At 38.9% G+C, this 20,691-nt stretch carries 17 protein-coding genes; 11 read left to right on the forward strand and 6 right to left on the reverse strand.

Features of this window, described 5'->3' with window-relative positions; genetic code table 11:
• Position 1 precedes the first annotated feature (1 nt).
• Positions 2–1,741, forward strand: a complete 1,740-nt coding sequence (locus KYH19_RS21335; protein WP_219076642.1) for a M14 family metallopeptidase — start codon at positions 2–4, stop codon at positions 1,739–1,741.
• Positions 1,742–1,746: 5 nt separating this feature from the next.
• Positions 1,747–2,367, forward strand: coding sequence for a rhomboid family intramembrane serine protease (locus KYH19_RS21340; RefSeq protein ID WP_219076644.1), 621 nt, complete (start codon positions 1,747–1,749; stop codon positions 2,365–2,367).
• A 161-nt stretch (positions 2,368–2,528) separates the two neighbouring features.
• On the opposite strand, the gene KYH19_RS21345 is transcribed toward KYH19_RS21340, so the two are convergent.
• Together KYH19_RS21345 and KYH19_RS21350 are read right to left on the reverse strand one after the other, a co-directional pair.
• Positions 2,529–3,494 carry a hypothetical protein gene (locus KYH19_RS21345; protein ID WP_255562487.1) on the reverse strand — a complete coding sequence of 322 codons (966 nt, stop codon included), beginning with the start codon at positions 3,492–3,494 and terminating at the stop codon, positions 2,529–2,531.
• A 224-nt stretch (positions 3,495–3,718) separates the two neighbouring features.
• Positions 3,719–4,855: a hypothetical protein gene (locus tag KYH19_RS21350; protein ID WP_219076648.1), complete on the reverse strand. Its 1,137-nt coding sequence runs from the start codon at positions 4,853–4,855 to the stop codon at positions 3,719–3,721.
• A 79-nt stretch (positions 4,856–4,934) separates the two neighbouring features.
• On the opposite strand from KYH19_RS21350, the gene KYH19_RS21355 reads away from it, so the two are divergent.
• Positions 4,935–5,966 carry a dipeptide epimerase gene (locus tag KYH19_RS21355; protein ID WP_219076650.1) on the forward strand — a complete coding sequence of 344 codons (1,032 nt, stop codon included), beginning with the start codon at positions 4,935–4,937 and terminating at the stop codon, positions 5,964–5,966.
• On the opposite strand, the gene KYH19_RS21360 is transcribed toward KYH19_RS21355, so the two are convergent.
• On the reverse strand, positions 5,944–6,141 hold the full coding sequence (locus KYH19_RS21360; protein WP_029277955.1) for a DUF6358 family protein: 198 nt from the start codon (positions 6,139–6,141) through the stop codon (positions 5,944–5,946). The genes KYH19_RS21355 and KYH19_RS21360 overlap by 23 nt on opposite strands.
• A 153-nt stretch (positions 6,142–6,294) precedes the next feature.
• Positions 6,295–6,612, reverse strand: coding sequence for a rhodanese-like domain-containing protein (locus KYH19_RS21365; protein ID WP_029277953.1), 318 nt, complete (start codon positions 6,610–6,612; stop codon positions 6,295–6,297).
• Positions 6,613–6,739: 127 nt separating this feature from the next.
• Between KYH19_RS21365 and KYH19_RS21370 the strand changes: the two genes are divergently transcribed.
• Positions 6,740–7,864, forward strand: a complete 1,125-nt coding sequence (locus tag KYH19_RS21370; protein WP_193419287.1) for a DUF4407 domain-containing protein — start codon at positions 6,740–6,742, stop codon at positions 7,862–7,864.
• 198 nt (positions 7,865–8,062) lie between these two features.
• Positions 8,063–9,370 carry a M20/M25/M40 family metallo-hydrolase gene (locus KYH19_RS21375; protein WP_219076652.1) on the forward strand — a complete coding sequence of 436 codons (1,308 nt, stop codon included), beginning with the start codon at positions 8,063–8,065 and terminating at the stop codon, positions 9,368–9,370.
• A gap of 162 nt (positions 9,371–9,532) precedes the next feature.
• On the opposite strand, the gene carB is transcribed toward KYH19_RS21375, so the two are convergent.
• Both carB and KYH19_RS21385 read right to left on the reverse strand, forming a co-directional pair.
• Positions 9,533–12,370 (reverse strand): carbamoyl-phosphate synthase large subunit, encoded by a 2,838-nt coding sequence (gene carB, locus KYH19_RS21380; protein ID WP_219076654.1) that lies wholly within the window; start codon positions 12,368–12,370, stop codon positions 9,533–9,535.
• A gap of 208 nt (positions 12,371–12,578) precedes the next feature.
• Positions 12,579–12,896, reverse strand: a complete 318-nt coding sequence (locus KYH19_RS21385) for a carboxypeptidase regulatory-like domain-containing protein (RefSeq protein WP_132395554.1) — start codon at positions 12,894–12,896, stop codon at positions 12,579–12,581.
• A gap of 435 nt (positions 12,897–13,331) precedes the next feature.
• Here KYH19_RS21385 and KYH19_RS21390 point away from each other — a divergent pair, with 435 nt between their 5' ends.
• The 6 genes from KYH19_RS21390 (at position 13,332) to KYH19_RS21415 (ending at position 20,447) form a co-directional block, all read left to right on the forward strand.
• A complete protein-coding gene (locus KYH19_RS21390) occupies positions 13,332–13,862 on the forward strand; it encodes an AAA family ATPase (protein ID WP_219076656.1) in 531 nt (176 codons plus the stop codon).
• 789 nt (positions 13,863–14,651) lie between these two features.
• Positions 14,652–17,096 carry a TonB-dependent receptor gene (locus KYH19_RS21395; RefSeq protein WP_370630260.1) on the forward strand — a complete coding sequence of 815 codons (2,445 nt, stop codon included), beginning with the start codon at positions 14,652–14,654 and terminating at the stop codon, positions 17,094–17,096.
• Positions 17,097–17,336: 240 nt separating this feature from the next.
• The gene (locus tag KYH19_RS21400) at positions 17,337–17,981 is read left to right on the forward strand and encodes a thiamine phosphate synthase (RefSeq protein ID WP_219076658.1); all 645 of its coding nucleotides are present in this window, start codon (positions 17,337–17,339) and stop codon (positions 17,979–17,981) included.
• Between the two features lie 58 nt (positions 17,982–18,039).
• Positions 18,040–19,332 carry a hypothetical protein gene (locus KYH19_RS21405; RefSeq protein ID WP_219076659.1) on the forward strand — a complete coding sequence of 431 codons (1,293 nt, stop codon included), beginning with the start codon at positions 18,040–18,042 and terminating at the stop codon, positions 19,330–19,332.
• A gap of 63 nt (positions 19,333–19,395) precedes the next feature.
• The gene (locus tag KYH19_RS21410) at positions 19,396–19,956 is read left to right on the forward strand and encodes a thiamine pyrophosphokinase (protein ID WP_132395549.1); all 561 of its coding nucleotides are present in this window, start codon (positions 19,396–19,398) and stop codon (positions 19,954–19,956) included.
• Positions 19,953–20,447 (forward strand): GNAT family N-acetyltransferase, encoded by a 495-nt coding sequence (locus KYH19_RS21415; protein WP_132395548.1) that lies wholly within the window; start codon positions 19,953–19,955, stop codon positions 20,445–20,447. The genes KYH19_RS21410 and KYH19_RS21415 overlap by 4 nt, the downstream gene beginning before the upstream one ends.
• Positions 20,448–20,691: the final 244 nt, after the last annotated feature.

Consider the following 20,691-nt stretch of genomic DNA (forward strand, 5'->3'; position numbering starts at 1 on the left):
CATGAGAAAATTTTTTGTGTTTTGTTTGCTATCTATCAGGTTAAAAGCTGCGGCACAAAAAACACCTTTCGAATTAAGTGGGAAAATCGAAACTACAACATATACCGAAGCAATATCTTATTACAAAAACCTGGCTAAAACTTATCCCGAAGCCAAACTATTTTCCTATGGGCGTACTGATTTTGGAAAACCTTTACACGTATTGGTATTGTCACATGATCAGGTTTTCGATCCGGCACTGATCAGGAAAAGCAACAAAAGGGTGTTATTGATCAATAATGGAATCCATCCTGGCGAACCAGAGGGAATTGATGCCTCAATGATGTTAGCCCGCGATCTCCTTAAAACTCGCAAATTGCCAAAAGATGTAGTGATCTGCATCATTCCCATCTACAATATAGATGGCAGTTTTAACCGTAGCGGAACATCCAGGGCTAACCAGAACGGGCCAGTTGCTTATGGCTTTAGAGGGAATAGTAAAAACCTCGATCTGAACCGTGATTTCATTAAAACTGATTCGAAAAATTCGGCAACATTCCAACTCATTTTCAACACCTGGCAGCCCGAAATATTTGTAGATACCCACACCAGCAATGGTGCCGATTATCAATATGTGATGACGCTTATCCCAACACAAAAAGATAAGCTGAACCCTATACTTTCTGATTATTTGACTAAAACACTGGTGCCTGATCTATATCGCGGTATGGAAAAGTTGGGTTATCCGATGATTCCTTATGTAAACTCAATAGGCGAAACGCCGGAAACTGGAATAACAGGTTTTATAGATCCTCCACGTTATTCTACCGGGTATACCACCCTGCACAATACCATTGGTTTTATGCCAGAAACACATATGTTAAAATCGTATGATTTGCGTGTGGATGCCACTTATAAGCTTTTGCAAACCTATATTCAGGTTGTAGAACGAGATGCCAGAATTATTGGGGAGAATAAGCGAAAGGCTGATGAATTTGTAGCTGCACAAAAGGAATTTCCTTTAGAATGGAGGTTGAATAAGACCGAGGTAAACGATTTGACCTTTAAGGGCTTTGAGGCCGGGCAAAAGCCCAGCACGGTAAGCGGCGCTAATCGTTTATATTATGATCGCAGCAAGCCTTACACCAAAACCATTAAAGAATGGAACAAGTTTGAACCTGCATTATCTGTTCAAAAACCTGTTGCCTACATTATTCCGAAAGCCTGGGATCGCGTTATTGAGCTGCTTAAGCTAAATCATGTTAAAATCAGGGAATTAAAAAGCGATCAGAAAATTGCGGTTGACAATTATTATATCGGTGATTTTAAAACCGGAACCCGCCCATATGAAGGTCATTACCTGCACTCGGGCGTAAAAGTGAATACCATCTCTCAGAAACTGCAATACTACGCCGGCGATTATGTGGTTTATGTAAATCAGCCGACTAACCGTTATATTGTAGAAACCTTGGAGCCCCAGGCCACAGATTCTTATTTCAACTGGAATTTTTTCGATTCTATTCTGGATATGAAAGAACACTATTCGGCCTATGTTTTTGAAGATACGGCTACAGAACTCCTCAAAAATAACCCTGATTTAAAAAATAAACTCGAAGCTAAAAAGGCTTCAGATGCAGAATTTGCGAAGAATGCAGCTGCACAGCTTGATTTTGTGTATAAAAATTCTGATTATTACGAAAAAACACACAACAGATATCCGGTAGCCCGTTTGGTTACAGACGTAAAACTTGATTTAAAATAAACCCTATGGAATACTTTAATATTGCACCAGTTGCTTCAATAATTTTTGTTTTTACCATTATTACCAGCCTATACGCTTTCTACGATCACTCCCTGTATGGAAAGTTCATGTTGCATCCGTACACTGTATCAAAGGGAAGGAATATTTATACGATTATAACCAGTGGTTTAATCCATGCCGATTGGATGCACTTATTTTTTAACATGTTTACCTTTTATGCATTTGCTTTTGCACTCGAAAGCATGATGGGAAGCTGGCGGTTTGGACTGATGTACTTTGTTGCGATGGTTTTAAGCGATCTTCCGACTATTTTTAGGCACAAGGACACGTTTAACTATAATAGTTTAGGCGCATCCGGAGCAATAAGCGCCGTAGTATTAAGTTTTATACTATACAGCCCGTTAACAGGCTTATATCTCATGTTTATTCCCATTCCGATACCTGCTATCATTTTTGGAGTATTGTACTTAATTTATTGTGCTTATGCCTCGCGTAACGCAAGAGACCATATCAATCATGATGCCCACTTATTTGGCGCATTAACTGGCCTGATTTTTACCATTATTTTTGTCCCTGGTATTTTAGAAAATTTCTTCACCGTCATCAGAACAAAACTGGGGATTTAATTAGTCGTCAACCTGACTGAAGCATAGCCCCTCAAAGTTAAGCTGAGAGAGATTTAAAATGGATTTCTCGACTTCGTTTGACTCCTTTCGAAATGACGATTGCATTTAGGTTATCGAAGAAGTTAAATCTGTGTTTATCCATGTACATCTGGGGTAAAAACTTAACCAGCAGTAGGCAAATTTGGCTTTTCGAAGAAACTCATTGGCTCATCAGGATTTTTAATGATCTCGAATACCACATAACCCCAGGGTTTCCAGAAATTTTCAAGTACCTGAGCATATACTTTGTTTTGCCAGACATCAAAAAGCGGCTTGGTCATATTGCCACGTAAAGGCATTGCTTCAATATAAGTGATGCCTTCAACAGGCATAAAAGTATATTCAGGTAAACGGTTAAAAAGATAGGCTGAATAATAAAAGCGGGCGCTCAGCTCTTCAAACTGCTCGGCAGTTAAAGCTTTGCCTTTTATCTCATTGATGAGATCCTGGTGATAGCGTTTATTGGTGCCGTTGTCCTGTAAACAGGCAATGATGCCAAAATCTTTCATTTTTAACGAGAAGGTTAGAGTGTTAATCTCATCACGGAAACTGAATGGCGTTTCTCCGTTTTCGAGTTTTACTACCGTGATAGACCATGGTGAAAAATCTTCAAACTCCAGGCTGGTATAGAGGTTCTGCATCATGAAATTCAGATTGGCAAATTTCATCATCAAAGATTGCGACATGTTTAAGCCATCAGCAGTCATTTCTTTCCGTAAAGCAGAATGCATTTCGATATACACAAAGCCATATAAAAACTTTCCGATCCAGTTGAAAAGATCCAGTTCAGGCAATGCAGAAACGGCATCGTAACCTATTGCAAATGCAGCTTCGATTTTATCTTCCAAAGGATTTAAAAACTGCTCGTTTATCTCAGTATTTACCGGGATAACCAGCGTATTGTACGAACGGATACTCTCATCCAAAAACTGGATCTGCTCTTCGCCACTTAAAGCTGCCTGTTCAAGCAACCATTTGGGAAGCAAAGGCACCTGGATTACAGGAGAATTAAAAGTTTTTCCGCTTAAAAAGCAGGTTTTATATAAAAAATCGAAGTTTTGGAAAGGATTGTATAAGCCAGTGTTCATTACTGCAATATTAGCCATTATATTCTTAGGGCTAAGCAATGATGTTTTATTTTAACGCAGGGATTACAACCACCTTACCCTATTTACGCGAATGGCATCGCAATGTCCAATTTCTTCCTCTCCTGCAGGAGAGGGATGTTACTGCAGTAAGTGAAACCTCTTCCATCTACAGCGTGAGGTGTTAACTCCCCTCCTTTTCAAGGAGGGGTCGGGGGGTGGTTAAGCTAATAGTTGTTGTAATAATAACTGATATCGTCAACCAGTTGCGTATAAATCGGTTTGGTAAATTCTAAAAATAAGGCACTTGGTGGAGGTGGTAATGTTTCTTTTCTTCTGGTAATAGCCAATTGTTGTTTACTCAAGGCCCTGTCATCCCCTTTATAACTGGCCCAGCTATCACGCCAAACATAAGTTCCGGGGAATTTCTGTTGGCGAACCAATTTTTTTGTTTTCCAATCAGTAATGCTCATATCCAGTAATCCTGACGACGAAATATTCTTTTCGAAAATACTTAAGTTTGCTTTTACTGTGCCATAAACCGGTTTTTTATCATGTGTTTCGCCGATTACCACACTGTCGCGTTTTAACTTTTCTACCCTTTCTTTTACATAGGTCTGGCCTACCATAAAATCGTCAAAGTTTAAACTCAATACCTGATCGGGAACAATTTTTTGCTCGGTAGCCTGTGCTTCGCCGTAAAAAATCACAAACTTATTCCTGGAGTAACTTCCAATAAACTGATCAATCTGTTGCTGAAAATAATCGGCACTTAACTTATACGTTCCACTGTTTACAATAATCGGCTGCACCACTACCCTTGCCACTGCTGCCCAGTAGGCATCTTCCATTTTAGATTTTACATCTTTATAGTTTGGCTGGAGATTTTGCGTTTTTTCAAATTCGTAATAGGCTTTTTTAGCTGCCTGGCGATTATTTTCCCTCAAATAACTTAAACCAGAGTTATATCTGGCTGCTGCAGCATTATATTTACTATCCGCAAGCTCATTGATGTATTTTGTCGGACCTGGAACAACCGTTAAACAGGCCGGACAACTATTGATATCATCAGCCAATTGATTGATTTTTTGATAATCGTACATCACCGATTCCCATCTGAAAAGGTCGTTAGATGCTTTTGCCTCTTCAATTTTTCTTAAATGATCCTTTAGTGCTAAATCGTAAGCTGTTTTTAACACTTGCATGGCTTCGCTGTTTTTCGGTGAGTTCTGTAGCCTGCTTACCGATTTTTCAACCGAAGCATCATAATCACCTTTTTGTAAGGCATTTTTTCCGGTGGTACATCCTCCAATAATTATTAAGGATAAATAAATAAAATACCGTAATCTTGAATTGTTTTTCATGGCAGTGGTAGTTGCGTTAATAAAACAAAGATAATTTGTAAAGCGATAATTACCTTATTTATTTAGAAGACGATTGACAATGAAGATTAGTTGCAGGCAATTTGAATTAGAATTAAAACATCCTTTTTCGATTTCGAAATTTACCCGTACCAGTACACCCTTAATGTTGTTAAAGATAGCGCATGAAGGTGTGGTTGGTTATGGTGAGGCTTCTATGGTGCCATATATGGGCGAGAGCTACGAAAGTGCAGCAGCTTTTCTGCAGCTTGTAGATTGGAACAAAATCCAATATCCATTCGATTTCAAAGAAATTATTAGCTATTTGGACAGCCTTGTTCCAGGTCAGCCTGCCATTAAAGCGGCGATAGATATTGCGCTTAACGATATTAAAGGGAAATTGTTAAATAAACCCTGTTATGAAATGTACGGCGCAGATCCTGCTAACATGCCGGTAACTTCTTATACCATTGGCATTGATACGCCTGAAGTAATCCGCGAAAAACTGAAAGATGCCGAAGCTTTTAAAGTGATTAAAGTTAAACTGGGGAGAGATAACGATCAGGAAATTATCGAAACCATTAGGAGCATGACCAATGTACCCTTATATGTAGATGCGAACCAGGGCTGGACAGATAAGATAAAAGCGATTGATTTAATTTATTGGCTGCATAACCAGGGTGTGGTATTGATTGAGCAACCTATGGATAAAAACAACCTGGACGGAAATGCCTGGTTAACAGCGCGTAGCCCTATTCCATTACTGGCCGATGAAGCGGTACAGCGTTTAGCCGACATGAACAAACTGAAAGGGGCTTATCATGGCATTAACGTAAAACTGATGAAGAGCTGCGGCATGTATGAAGGCCATCAGATTATTTTGAAAGCCCGTTCTTTTGGAATGAAAGTGCTGATCGGTTGTATGAGCGAAACAAGTTGCGCTACTTTGGCTGCTGCCGCTTTGGCTCCCTTATGCAACTGGGCCGATTTAGATGGGCCATGGCTGACCAAAAATAACCCATTTACTGATCCAGCTTTCGAAGACGGGAAGTATATCTTAAAAAATCTGCCAGGTTTAGGCTTAGCAGGTATTACTTCTGATCTTTTTCTTTAAAGCTTTTTCTGATGTCTTTAGTAAGTTGATACTTAAAGTAAAACAAACAAGCCGTTGTGCCTACCAAAAAACCAGCAGGAAGATACTTAGCATTGTTATAACACCACACCAATCCGAAAATAGAAAGGATAATGGCTAGGTTATAGAAGATATTTAAAGCAAATTTTTTACCCACAATGAGGAAATTTATCTTGTAATAGAATGAACTAATTAATGACCAACTTGCAATAACCAATTATCAAACCCTTGTGTCGGAAAGGAATACTTACGATTCATTTCAGCGGTTACAGTTTGATAATTGGAATTTGTTTATTGGTTATTATGAACCTTAGTAAACCGGCATGCTCGGATCAAAAGCTTCTTGCCAAGCTAAAATACCGCCTTTTAAGTTATAAAGATTATCAAATCCGTATTGTTGCTCCAACTGCATTACCGCTGCTGCGCTTCTTTTTCCGCTACGGCATTGAATAATTACCGGCTTATCTTTCGCAACCTTATCAGCCTCAATTAAAATTCCACCTAAGGGGATATTCTCGCCTTCAAGATTGGAAACCTCGTATTCGAATGTTTCACGAACATCAATTAATTGAAAATCTTCTTTGTTATCGATTTTCTCTTTTAGTTCTTGTACCGATATTTCTTTCATTTTATAAAATGTATTTATGCAAATATAGGAAAATCAACTTTATGGTCGCCATCAAAAAAATGCCATAAATTTTGTGTTAAACTGTAACAACTTTAACCCTTAGGCGTTTAATTATAAACAGTTACAAATGGACAAACTGAACCGTTTCTTTTGGTTCTGCTCTGGCGCTCATATCCCGACACTGGAAAAGTATCCTTCAGAACAAAATAAATATACTGGCATTGGTGCCACCATCTTTTTTACAGGCTTATTTGCTGCCCTTTCTGGAGGTTATGCCATGTATTTTGTATTTAAAGGCGACGATCTGGCTGTGGTTTTCGCTATTGTTTTCGGCTTTTTATGGGGAGCAGCCATCTTTAATATGGACCGCTATATTGTATCGAGCATTAATAAAAGTGCCAGCACCAATAAACAGTTATTACAGGCCACACCGCGTATTCTATTGGCCATTATGATCGGTATGGTTATTTCGAGACCCATAGAGCTTAAAATTTTCGATAAAGAAATTAAAGAACGCCTAAAGGTGAGTTACCTGAATGGTCAACGTGCTAAAATCGACACCTTGAACAAAGCCTTCGAAAAAAAATATCAGGTAGAGTTTGGCAGGTTAAATCAGCAGAAAGCCACCCGGGATTCACTTGAGAAAGGAATTAAAGCGGATAGACAAAAGCTTAATTTCGAGATTTTCGGAAATAAAACCACCGAAACATCAGGTGTAATGGGCTATGGGCCATACGCCAAACGCAAGGAAGCGGAGATTGCACAACGCACGGCAGAATTAGATTCGCTGAAAGCCAACATCAATAAATCGGAAGGTTTTGTAGATAAACGCAAAGAATTTGATGGACTGTTTGCTGAAAAGCTATACACCAAAAAACAGTTAGACAGTTTATCGGATATTGCTGGTTTTGCTGATCGCAACTGGGCATTGGGGCAACTTAAATTCAACGTAGATGGCACCCGGGATAACAATACGGCAATTGCGGTTACTTTTATCGGGCTGCTGTTTATCTTTTTTGAATGTTTGCCTGTATTTGTAAAACTGATGAGTGCCCGCGGACCATATGATTATGCAATAGCGGATGGAGACGAAGTATCCATTTATCATTCGAAAAAGGACAAGGATTTTCATTTTGAGGTGGCCGATAATATTCATGGAACGAGGGTTGATTCTGAATCGTCAAAGAAGAAAGAAATATTAAAAGGAAAAGCATACCGCGACCTCGAAAAATACGATTGGAACGGAGAATAGTATGGAAGATGGCTAATGGAAGAGGTAGCAAATGGTTCATAGTTAGATGGATCATAGATCATGTCCAAAAGTGATACACTATAAACCATTAGGCTATTAACGATGAGCAACCAGACCATTAACCAATAAACTATCAACCACAAAACCTCAGGATTATCAACCAAAAACCCTAAATTCACCCTTTTTACAACTTATTATATGAAGAAAATATTCCTCCTTACCCTTGTCGGGATGGCAAGTTTGCAGCTTAAAGCGCAAAACATTGATAAAATCATCACACGTGAGTACACCGATCACCTGATTAAAACTTTAAGTGCAGATGATATGCAAGGGCGTGAAACCTTTACTCCTGGGATTGATAAAGCCGCTACTTTTATTGAATCAGAATTTAAGAAAATCGGTCTGCAGCCCTTAACAGGTGAAAAAACATTCCGACAAACTTTTAACAAATACCAGGTTGCTAACCAAAGTACCAGTGTTAAAATAGACGGACAGGAAATTGCACTAGAAAATATAATGGTTACCGGTGTTACCACAGAAAGTGTTACGCTTGATAAATCCAACACCACTGTTGTTAAATTAGATCCTGAAAAGCCTTTTGTAGCGCAGTTCAGAACCATGCTGAACACTGATAAAAACCAGATCGTTTTAGTTGATAATAAATTTGCCGATCTTTTTAACCGTTATAAAGATCATTTCAGCAAACCAACTACTGTTGATGAAAAAGATGTAAATGCAACCAACGGTGCTGTACAGGTTTTTGTTTTAGGTAAAGATGCGGCAACGGATTTTTCGGCCACTATTAAAAGCAAAGTAACCAAAATGCCATTGTTTAATGTAGCAGGCGTAATTCCAGGTAAATCAAAAGCGAAAGAAATTGTAATTTTCTCGGGTCATTATGATCACCTGGGTTTCTTAAAACCGGTAGATGGCGATAGTATTGCCAATGGAGCTGATGATGATGCCTCGGGTACAACGGCCATGATTGCCCTGGCCAAATATTATAAAGCACAAAAAAATAACGAACGTACCTTGATCTTTGTTGCTTTTACTGCTGAAGAAATTGGTGGTTTTGGCGCAAGATATTTCTCAGAAAAACTAAATCCTGATGATGTTGTAGCCATGTTCAATATCGAAATGATCGGCAAAGATTCTAAGTTTGGAAAAAACACCGCATTTATTACCGGTTACGAAAGATCTGATTTTGGGAAGATTTTACAGAAAAACTTAGCAGGAACTGAATTTACTTTCCATCCGGATCCCTATCCGGATCAAAACTTATTTTATAGAAGCGATAATGCAACTTTAGCTGCTTTAGGCGTACCGGCACATACCATCAGTACGGATAAAATTGATATTGATAAATTGTACCACAGCGTAAAGGACGAATACAGCTCTTTAGATGTAGAGAATATCCTTTCTACTATTAAAGCAATTGCTAAGAGTGCAACCAGCATTGTAAACGGAACAGATACACCAACCAGGATACCGAAGTTGAAGCAATAACCGAGGTTTAATACAGATCGTCATTTCGACCGAAGTGGAGAAATCTTTTACGCCAGTTAAAAGATCTCTCCATTTCGCTGCGCTTCAGTCGAGATGACGAAACAAAAATGGCCAGTGATTTTTTCACTGGCCATTGCTATTTTATAAACCTTTGTAAGCAGATTACTTACTCAAATACATTGATTTGTCTTTGTAAAGCTTGCGGAAGTAAGGATCTTCTAAATCTTTGATGAAACGGATCGCTTCACCTGTAGATTTCATTTCAGGACCTAATTCTTTCGCTACCTCCGGGAATTTCTCGTAAGAGAAAACCGGTTCTTTAATGGCATAACCTTTAAGTTTACGAACGATAGTAAAATCTTTCAGCTTTGCTACGCCTAACATAATTTTAGCCGCGATATTAATATATGGAACATCGTAAGCTTTTGCGATGAAAGGAACCGTACGCGATGCCCTTGGGTTCGCCTCAATTACATATACTTTCTCATCCTTAATGGCGAACTGAATGTTAAGTAAACCTCGTACATCTAATGCTTTGGCAATTTTGATCGAGTATTCTTCCATTGCTTTAGTTACCGTTTCTGATAAGCTGAATGTAGGTAATACGGCGAACGAATCTCCTGAGTGGATACCTGCAGGCTCGATGTGCTCCATCATACCCACAATGTGTACATCATCACCATCAGAAATTGAATCGGATTCTGCTTCTTCTGCCCTATCTAAAAAGTGATCAATCAATACGCGGTTGCCCGGTAAATCGCCCAATAACTTCACCACTGCTTTTTCAAGGTCTTCATCGTTAATTACGATGCTCATACCCTGGCCACCTAATACATAACTCGGACGGACCAATACCGGATAACCTACCTCATTTGCGACAACAATTGCCTCTTCGGCATTTTCTGCAACACCATATTTTGGATAAGGAATGTTTAATTCTTTCAAAAGATCAGAGAAACGGCCGCGGTCTTCGGCAATATCCATGTTTTCGAAAGATGTTCCGATAATTTTGATACCTTTTTCAGTTAATTTTTCTGCCATTTTCAGCGCGGTCTGACCACCTAGCTGAACAATTACACCTTCAGGTTTTTCCAGCTCGATAATTTCGCGAACGTGTTCCCAGAAAACAGGCTCGAAGTATAATTTATCGGCCATGTTAAAGTCGGTAGAAACCGTTTCAGGATTACAGTTAATCATGATGGCTTCAAAACCCGATTCTTTTGCAGCCAATAAACCATGTACACATGAATAATCGAATTCGATACCCTGACCAATACGGTTAGGGCCTGAACCCAAAACAATTACTTTTTTCCTGTCAGAAGGTTTTGATTCATTCTCTTCTTCGAAAGTAGAATAGTAATATGGTGTTTTGGCCGGAAACTCAGCAGCGCAGGTATCAACCATTTTATACACCCTGTTTATACCTAAAGCTTTACGGCGATCGTAAACCTCATCTTCGGTAACATTGCCTAACAACCAGGCAATCTGGATATCAGAGAATCCTTTTTGTTTAAGTGTTACAAAGAAATCCTGAGGGATATTGTTTAGCGAATATCTTTTTAATTCAGTTTCAAGCAATACAAGATCCTGAATCTGGTTTAAGAACCATTTATCAATTTTAGTTACCTTACGGATGGATTCCAAAGGTACACCCATTGTCATGGCGTCTTTTATTAAGAATAAACGGTTCCATGAAGCGTGCTCCAAACCGTCCATAATCTCTTCAATATTGCGTACCTGTTTGCCATCTGCACCTAAACCAGCGCGGTTGATCTCTAAACTCTGACAAGCTTTTTGTAATGCCTCAATAAAGGTACGGCCAATTGCCATTACCTCGCCTACTGATTTCATCTGCAAGCCAAGCTCTTTGTTAGCGCCTTTAAATTTATCGAAGTTCCAGCGCGGTACTTTAACAATTACGTAATCTAAAGTAGGTTCGAAATATGCTGAAGTCGTTTTGGTAATTTGATTTTCAATTTCATCCAGGTTGTAACCGATAGCCAGTTTAGCTGCAATTTTCGCAATCGGATAACCGGTTGCCTTACTTGCCAAAGCTGATGAACGCGATACACGTGGGTTAATTTCGATAGCGATAATTTCATCGTTTGCCGGGTTAACCGAGAACTGAACGTTACAGCCGCCGGCAAAGTTGCCGATTGCACGCATCATTTTGATGGCCTGGTTACGCATATCCTGGTAACAACGATCAGACAAAGTCATTGCCGGAGCAACAGTGATTGAATCTCCAGTATGGATACCCATCGGATCGAAGTTTTCGATCGAACAGATAATGATTACGTTATCGTTGCTATCTCTTAACAACTCCAACTCGTATTCTTTCCAGCCTAAAACAGCTTTCTCTACCAATACTTCGTGTGTTGGCGAAGCTTCTAAACCACGTTTTAAAGCAGCATCGAATTCCTCTTTTTTGTGCACAAAACCACCACCAGAACCACCTAAAGTGTACGAAGGGCGGATTACCAATGGATAACCGATTTCTTGTGCAGCTTCTTTACCTTCTAAAAATGAGTTGGCAATTTTCGATTCAGCAACACCTACGCCGATATCAACCATTAACTGGCGGAAAGCTTCGCGGTTTTCTGTTTTTTCGATTGCTGCAACATCTACACCAACCACTTTTACACCGTATTTTTCCCAAACACCACGTTCTTCCGCTTCTTTACAGAGGTTTAGCGCGGTTTGGCCTCCCATTGTAGGAAGTACAGCATCAATTCTAGGTAAATCTGCAGAGTCGATATGCTCTTGTAAAATAACCTCTATTGAATCAACGCTTAACGGACGCAGGTAAACATGGTCGCCGATAACCTTATCCGTCATGATGGTAGCCGGATTGGAGTTGATAATAGAAACGGTAATCCCTTCTTCTTTTAAAGAAAGCGCCGCTTGCGAACCTGAATAATCAAATTCACAGGCTTGGCCAATAATAATTGGTCCAGATCCGATAATCAGTACTGAGCGTATGGAAGTGTCTTTAGGCATGATAAAGCTTAAACAATAATTAAAATTCTAAAGTGTTGAACCCGAAGGTGAAGAAGCAAGAAGGTATTATGCTTGTAAGAAGAAAAATCCCAACTGTTCTGTCGGGATGCAAAGATACATCATTAGATATGATTTTAAGGCGTTTTTTTTAAAATAAAAAAGAGCACTATTTAAGCGCTCTTTTTAGATTTTTCTTTCGAGAAATGAGCTACTGTTGTAATTTAATTTCGCCTAAATCTGTAGTAGCGCTATCTTTTACGGCAACCTTTTCTATTACTGCATCTTTATAAGGCGCGTTGGCTTTTACCACAACGGTATAAACACCTTCTTTTAGGTTAGTAAAAGTAAAAACACCCTGGTTAATCTGTGCATTTAGGGTGTCTTTCTCTGCTACAAGTGAAACAGCAGAAGCTGCATCTCCCGGCGTAATTTTTCCGATGATTCCACCTAATTTAATATGAGTAAAGGCAATTGAGCCTAAAGCAAATACAATAAGAAGAGATAATACAACACACAATTTTTTCATGGAATAATGATTTTTTGCTTAATGTCTGAAATACATAACAGCGTTTAGTATATATAGTTTTAAATAATGAACACTTTTTTTCTGATTGTACTATAAATTATACAGGTGTGTAAAGTGAAAATATTTATTTTTATTACAAATGTTAATTAGTGTTAAAACAATTTCGCAAAAGTAGTCCTGTTAGTCAGAATTACGTCACGAAGTTGTGATGCTCGAAATATTGGCAATGATGTTGTAATAAGCAGAACATATATGCGTTTTGTATATACTTTAGACAATGATCTAAAGCTTCCTCCGCGGAGTAGTTAACCGCCATGAGGATTTCTTCATAAATAGTTTGTTTGGTTTATTATCCGGTTAGAGGAGCCCTCCTCAACCGGATTTTTTCTTTTAAGGCTTTTTCTTTTACATTTGATCGTATTCAGAAAACGTATCGTGAATAGAAACATAAAAAAGATTGCTATTGTTGGCCCGGAAAGTACGGGAAAATCTACTATATCTCAGCTGCTGGCTAAATACTACAAAGTTTCGTGGGTGCCTGAATATGCCCGCTACTATTGCGAAAATCTGATTGTCGATTATACGCTACAAGACGAGGTGAATATGTACTACGGCCAGGTAGCTTTAGAAGACGCAGTTTTAGTGATTACCGAAAGTGATTTTATTATTTGTGATACCACTTTTATTACGGTAAAGATATGGAGTGATGAAGTGCTAGGTGAAACACCCCAGGTTGTATTGGATGCATTACCCAAAAAGCCATACGACCTGTACCTGTTAATGGATATTGATTTGCCCTGGCAGGATGATCCGCTGCGCGATTTTCCGGAGAAACGCGAATATTTTATGCAGGTTTGGCATAAGGAGCTGAAAGCATTGAATGCAAATTATAAAGTAGTTGGCGGTTTGGGTGATGAAAGGCTGGCGAATGCGATTAAAGCCATTGATGATTTTTTGAGCAGGTAGGAGATTTATCTTTTTTTGAAAATGATTGTCAGTAGCTTTTGGCCGCCGGAAGTTCCGCCATACGCTTTAATCATCCGATGAAAAATCGGGATTCGTGTTCGCTCCTGTCGGGTTTATTGAACATAGGCTTGTTACCTTCGTACCTAAACACGAAACGTTCTTACGGAACGAAAAAATAAAACATTTTTTTTCTACCTGGAAGTCGTCCCCATGGGACGGGAAAGGTAAAATAATCACAGACCGTCCCTTCGGGACGCCTGCCGGGTAGCCAATTTACAATTGGCGTTTTCGTTCCGTAGGAACGTTTGGTGGCAATCCGATAATATTTCCACATCCCTGGCCACCTAAACCCGATTGGAACGGATGCCGATTTCCTTCAAATTGGCAGGAGGGAAAGCGGAACTGTAAATCCTATACGCGCAGGACCGCCCATTTTCTAAAATAAAAACCAATAACTTTATAAGTAATGGAATAAACCGTAGATTTTAACCAATTGGAATTGAAATTTGCTAGAATCGTACGAATTCCCAAATATTTTCTACATTTGCAGCATCATTAGGGGTGCCTTGTTTATATAACACAAAAACAGGCTGAGATCATACCCATTTTGAGGTAAAAGGTAGAGGGTAAAAAGGTAGAGGGTAAATCCCATCAGCCTTAAAACCTTCCAGCCATCAGCCTCGAATGCACCTGATCCGGGTAATGCCGGCGTAGGGATTGGAGTTATGGAAGTTTAACTGAAATCGGGGAAGCCCCTTTTTCCGATGGGTTTAACTAAAAACAATAAGATTGAAAAATTTACTTTTTGCAGCACTTGTTGCAATGTTGCCATTCTTTGTATCGGCACAAATTTCGGTTACTGGTAGAGTAACAGACCAAAATCAGCAGCCGCTTCCAGGTGCTACGGTTAAATTAAGAAACCAAAAAACGGCAGTAGTGAGTGATGCTAGTGGAAATTATACTATTACAAACCTCGGTAATGGAAAATACACTATTGTGGTAAGTTATATTGGCTATAAAACAATTGAAAAAGCCGTTGAACTTAATCAGAATACAACGGCTGATTTTAGCCTCTTACCTCAAAATTTCCTGGCTGATGAGGTAATTGTACGTGCAACCCGTGCCACAGATAAATCAGCAACTACTTATAAGAATATCAGCAAGGAAGAAATCCAGCAGAATAATTTCGGACAGGATCTGCCTTTTATCCTCCAGAACACCCCTGGCGTGGTGGTTAATTCTGATGCCGGTGCTGGTGTGGGTTATACCGGAATCCGTATTCGCGGAAGCGATAATAGCAGGATTAACGTTACCGTTAACGGTATTCCCATCAACGATAGCGAAAGCCAGGGAACTTTTTATGTTAATATGCCCGATTTTGCTTCATCAGTAGATAATGTGCAGATTCAGCGTGGTGTAGGTACCTCAACCAATGGTGCAGGCGCATTTGGCGCGAGCTTGAACATCCAAACTACTGCAAGCGAAACGGAACCTTATGCAGAAGTAAACAGCACTTATGGCAGTTTCAACACCTGGAAAAATACGGTAAAAGTTGGTACGGGTTTAATTAATAATCGTTTTAGTTTCGACGGACGTTTATCAAGAATCAGTTCTGATGGTTATGTGGACCGCGGCTCATCTTTACTGAAATCGTATTTTCTTTCTGGTGCTTATCATGGAGATAAGGATTTATTGCGTGTAAATGTTTTTTCGGGAAATGAAAAAACCTACCAATCGTGGAACGGAATCCCGCAATCACGTTTAGAAAATGATGTAGCCGGAATGAATGCCTATATTGACAGAAATGGATTAGGTACTGAAGATGCGGCAAACCTTCTAAACTCGGGCAGGAGATACAATAGCTTCCTTTATAACAACCAGACGGATAATTATACACAGAATCACTATCAGCTAATTTATGCCAGACAGATTTCTGATCAGTTTTCTTTTAATGGTGCCTTACATTATACCAAAGGAGAAGGTTATTATGAAGAATATGTGGTACAGGATAGTCTGAAACATTATGGCCTGAACCCAGTTGCTGTTGCTGGTGGAACACCTATAGCTAAAACAGATCTAATCCGCCGCCGTTGGTTGGATAACGATTTCTATGGTGTTACTTATTCCTTTAACTACGTACCCCAAAAGAATTTAAACTTTACTTTGGGTGGTGCATACAACGAATATAAAGGCGCGCACTTTGGGCAGGTAATCTGGGCACAATATGCTTCAAACGGAAACATTGACAGGCATTATTATGATAATGATGGTTTTAAAACCGATTTTAACGTTTATGGCAAAGTAAATTATAGCCCTATTGAAGATTTGAGTTTATTTGCCGATCTGCAATACCGCCGTGTATATTATGATATTGCCGGAACAGAAAATAAGTTGAATACGCTGGCGATTAACCAAACCTTAAATTTCTTTAATCCTAAATTTGGCGCAACCTATTTTATTAATCCGCAGAGCAATGTATATGCTTCGTTCAGTGTGGCTAATAAAGAACCAAACCGCGATGATTATGCGGATGCAACAGTTGGCATTACTCCTAAACCGGAGCGCTTGAACGATATAGAATTGGGATACCGTTTTAAAGATGACAAATTTAATATAGGTGCCAATGCTTATGGCATGTTTTATAAAAACCAATTGGTGGTTACTGGAAAAATAAACGATGTTGGTGCTTATTTTCGTCAAAATGTAGATAGAAGTTACCGTTTGGGGATAGAGCTTGATGGTTCTTATACCATTAGCAAACAGTTTATTGTAAATGCCAACGCTGCTTTTAGCCGCAACAAAATCAAAAACTTTACAGAGTATTACGATGATTATGATAATGGTGGACAAGTAATTAAAAACTATGAATTAACTGATATCTCCTATTCTCCAGGAGCGGTTCTTTTCGGAGAGCTGGTTTACAAACCGGTTAACGGTTTTGCGGTGGCTTTGCAAAGTAAATATGTGAGCAAACAATATCTGGATAACACGCAGAACAACGATAGAACCATTAATGGTTACTGGGTAAGCAATGCACGTTTGGGTTACAACTTTAAATTTGCAGGGGTTAAAAACATTAACCTGGGTTTATTGGTCAACAATATTTTCGATAAGAAATACGAAAGCAACGGTTATACTTACGGCTACCAATTGGGAGGGAGCAGAGTAACTGAAAACTTTTTTTACCCACAAGCGGGCACCAACTTTTTACTAAGTTTGAATGTGAAATTTTAATCTGTGATTCAGAGTTGACAACTTTAATAAGCGATTTGCCCAAAAGTTGTCAACTCGAATCGTTGGCTCACTAAACAAGATCCCATTCAGATGGTCTTTGCGCCATATAGTATGAAACTGAAAAAAAGGTTAGAACTAAAATAGGATCATCATTGCAGAATATACTTGCAATGGCGATTTTGTTTATATTGCCCTCCTGATCTTAAAATCAAATCATCTTAGAAATCCTGTCCACCCAGTATGAAATACATCGAAAAGCTTCATTACATTACACACGATATCCCGCATTTAAGCCACATTGAACAGGTGCAACAAGCCTGTGAGGCCGGGGCAAAATGGATCCAGTACCGTTGCCTAAGCAAAAGTGATGAAGAACTGTTACAAGATATTAAAGCGATAGCCGAAATTTGTGATGACTGGGGTACCACTTTAATCGTTACCGATCATGTTCATTTAAATGGAAAGGCCGATATCCAGGGTTTTCATATCGAAGATATAGATGCCGATTTTATCAAACTGCGTAAACTGGTTGGCGATGATATTACATTAGGAGGATCGGCGAATACTGTAGACAATTTAATCAGGCTTGCAAAAGAAGGTGCCGATTATGCTGGTTATGGTCCATTTGCAATAACGGAAACCAAACCCAACAATTATAACCTCCTGGGCATTGAAGGCTATCAGCATGTGGTAAAAGAATTGAAAGCTCAGGCCATCAGTATTCCGGTTTTGGCTGTAGGTGGGATAAAAACCTATGATGTAGAAGCTTTAATGCAAACTGGTATTTATGGCATAGCCGTTTCCGGAGCCATTAATTTTGCCGACGATTTTATTGAAACTTATCGGGATTTTTACACAGTTGTTAAAGAAAGCGCTGTTAATTAACATTTTATAATTTGAAGCCCGTGAGATAATATTTAGTTTTGGATAAAACCCAACAAATATGTCTGAAAATGCTCTTCAAAACAATACGCCCTGGAATATTTTTAAAAAAATCTCTTTCAGGTTCTTTTTCCTGCTCTTGTCTCTTTTCATCATCTTGAATAATAATGGAGCCTTTACGTTCCTATCAAGTGTACTGCAGTTGCCAAATCTGGTATTGCACGATCTTATTCCCTGGTTCTCTAAACACATTATCCACTATAATTACGATTTTACAATTTACACCAATGGTAGCGGCGATACTTCTTATGATTGGGTATTGTTACTCTTTATATTTTTGGTATCGGTAATTGGTAGCATCATTTGGTCGATTTTAGACCGCAAACGCAAAAGCTACAATACAGCTTATTACTGGCTTGTGGTACTCGTGAGATTTTATTTAGCCTTTACCTTGATATTGTACGGCGCTATAAAAGTAATCAAGCTCCAGTTTCCTGATCCTTCATTGATGAGGTTGCTTCAACCTTTCGGAAATGCATCGCCAATGGGGCTTGCGTGGACCTTCCTTGGCTTTTCTAAAGGTTACAATATCTTTATGGGCATTATTGAAGTTTCTGCCATCATGCTTTTGTTCCGTAGAACGGTTGTTGTGGGTGCCTTTCTATCCTTGGCTGCGACAGCGCATGTCATGTCGATGAATTATTTCTTCGATGTTCCTGTAAAACTACTCTCAACTGCACTTGTGGTGATGTGTGTATTTATTCTGGCGCCACATTTCTTAAAACTATATCGCTTCTTTATCAGGTATGAAAGCCAGCAGCTCGAAAAAATGTATCGTCCAAAGTTTAGGAAGCGATGGCTTTACTTTGCGGCTTATGGTGCAAAATACCTCTACATAACTGCTTCTCTGGTATTCCTGATTTCATCATTAATTGAACAGAGAAAAACTTATGGTAGTGCAGCGCCCAAGCCATTTATGTATGGCATTTATAATGTTGAAAGCATGAAAGTGAAAGGTAAAACCTTAGCACCTTTAACTACGGATAGTATACGATGGAGACAGATGATTATTAATTATTCAGGGTATGCAAGGATAAAGAAGATGAACGATAGTTCCGCTAATTTTACTACTGTTTTTGATCAGAAGAAAAAAGAATTGGTACTTAAATCAACTGATAAAGACTCCACTAAATATGTTTTAAACTATAATATTATTGGAAAAGACAGACTGATGCTTTCGGGCCTGACAGGGAAAGATTCCATATCGGTAAGTTTTAAGCGAAAAGACCTTAAAGACTTTAAGCTCATTAATAGGGGTTTCCATTGGGTGAGCGAATATCCATACAATCGTTAATCATTTTACGTCCGGCTGATTCTTCCTATACCGTACTTAAAGCGAAATTTCTATATTCGCAGTATGTCTTCACACCATATTGTAAAAGAAAAACAAGAGCCAGCCTTATATATTGATGAGCTTGGGAATTTTAACGAAGAGCTTTTAGGGCAACTGCTTGAATGGAGCCCTACCCTTTTGGTTAACGGAGAAAATTACGATAAGATTTTTTCTTTAGGTTTAAAGGTAGATGTGCTGGTAAACGGGAACGGGCAGGAAGCACAGGAAGATACCAAAGTTGTTCAGGGACCTGTTGATGCTTTAATGGTTGCCGTTAATTATCTGTACGAAGAGAGATATCCTGCGGTAAATGTAATTACGAATAAATTCGATCTTGAGAAATTTGCAGGATTTGAAGATAAAATTAATCTGGTGGTATTTACCGAAAGAGCAAAGCACTATCCTATAAAATCGGGATTCTCGGTTTGGAAACCTGCGGGAAGTGAGTTTCTGATCCATGGTAACCGATATATGGAAGTAACCAACCTCGCGCAGAATGAAGAAGAAATTTTTACCGTAGTTAAAGATGGCTTTGTAGAATTTACCTTTTCAGGACAACCAATATTTATTAGCGAACCATTATGATTACCCTCAGAAAAGCAAAAGAAGATGATATAGAAATCATCAGGGATATTGCTGCGGCAACCTGGCCATCAGCCTATCTTGATATTATCGGGCAGGCGCAGATTGATTATATGTTGGATAAAATGTATAACAAAGGGGAGCTACTGAAACAATTTATGGAAGGGCATATTTTCCTTATTGCGGAAGAAGGTGAAAATCAGTTTGGCTTTGCAGGATATTCTATTATTGGGCATGATGAGCGTATTTACAAACTGCACAAGCTTTATGTGCTGCCATCTGCACATGGTAAAGGCGTTGGAAAAATCTTAATTAATGAAGTTTTTAACCAGGTAAAAGATGCGGGAGGAAGCGCCCTGCAATTGAATGTGAACAAGCATAATAAAGCCAAAGACTTTTATCTGAAAGGAGGTTTTACCATTAAAGAATCGGTAAAGCTTGATATAGGTGAGGGCTACTTTATGGACGATTATGTCATGGAGTATAAGTTTTAACCCGCCAATCGTCATCCTGAATTTATTTCAGGATCCTTACAGCAAGGTAGATCCTGAAATCATAGTGACGACTTTGAATTAGAATAACAATAAAACCTCGGAAAAGGAGGCTTATTACAGAACAAGTTTCCCTTTAAGTTTGTCACGTTGAGCCTGTTGAAACGCCCTGCACAGTATAATGGCAATTCCTTCGACGGGCTACCTTGATGCTATTTACAAATGTATTAATCAACACTTTAATTGC

The organism is Pedobacter sp. D749 (genome assembly GCF_019317285.1).
Taxonomy (GTDB): Bacteria; Bacteroidota; Bacteroidia; order Sphingobacteriales; family Sphingobacteriaceae; genus Pedobacter.

What these genes read in the sequence shown, in the direction of transcription:
- KYH19_RS21345 (WP_255562487.1), bottom strand. Translation starts at nt 3,494, where the DNA reads ATGAACACTGGCTTATACAATCCTTTCCAAAACTTCGATTTTTTATAT.
- KYH19_RS21400 (WP_219076658.1), top strand. Translation starts at nt 17,337, where the DNA reads ATGAAATACATCGAAAAGCTTCATTACATTACACACGATATCCCGCAT.
- KYH19_RS21340 (WP_219076644.1), top strand. Translation starts at nt 1,747, where the DNA reads ATGGAATACTTTAATATTGCACCAGTTGCTTCAATAATTTTTGTTTTT.
- KYH19_RS21385 (WP_132395554.1), bottom strand. Translation starts at nt 12,896, where the DNA reads ATGAAAAAATTGTGTGTTGTATTATCTCTTCTTATTGTATTTGCTTTA.
- KYH19_RS21375 (WP_219076652.1), top strand. Translation starts at nt 8,063, where the DNA reads ATGAAGAAAATATTCCTCCTTACCCTTGTCGGGATGGCAAGTTTGCAG.
- KYH19_RS21365 (WP_029277953.1), bottom strand. Translation starts at nt 6,612, where the DNA reads ATGAAAGAAATATCGGTACAAGAACTAAAAGAGAAAATCGATAACAAA.
- KYH19_RS21415 (WP_132395548.1), top strand. Translation starts at nt 19,953, where the DNA reads ATGATTACCCTCAGAAAAGCAAAAGAAGATGATATAGAAATCATCAGG.
- KYH19_RS21355 (WP_219076650.1), top strand. Translation starts at nt 4,935, where the DNA reads ATGAAGATTAGTTGCAGGCAATTTGAATTAGAATTAAAACATCCTTTT.
- KYH19_RS21335 (WP_219076642.1), top strand. Translation starts at nt 2, where the DNA reads ATGAGAAAATTTTTTGTGTTTTGTTTGCTATCTATCAGGTTAAAAGCT.
- KYH19_RS21410 (WP_132395549.1), top strand. Translation starts at nt 19,396, where the DNA reads ATGTCTTCACACCATATTGTAAAAGAAAAACAAGAGCCAGCCTTATAT.
- carB (WP_219076654.1), bottom strand. Translation starts at nt 12,370, where the DNA reads ATGCCTAAAGACACTTCCATACGCTCAGTACTGATTATCGGATCTGGA.
- KYH19_RS21405 (WP_219076659.1), top strand. Translation starts at nt 18,040, where the DNA reads ATGTCTGAAAATGCTCTTCAAAACAATACGCCCTGGAATATTTTTAAA.
- KYH19_RS21350 (WP_219076648.1), bottom strand. Translation starts at nt 4,855, where the DNA reads ATGAAAAACAATTCAAGATTACGGTATTTTATTTATTTATCCTTAATA.
- KYH19_RS21370 (WP_193419287.1), top strand. Translation starts at nt 6,740, where the DNA reads ATGGACAAACTGAACCGTTTCTTTTGGTTCTGCTCTGGCGCTCATATC.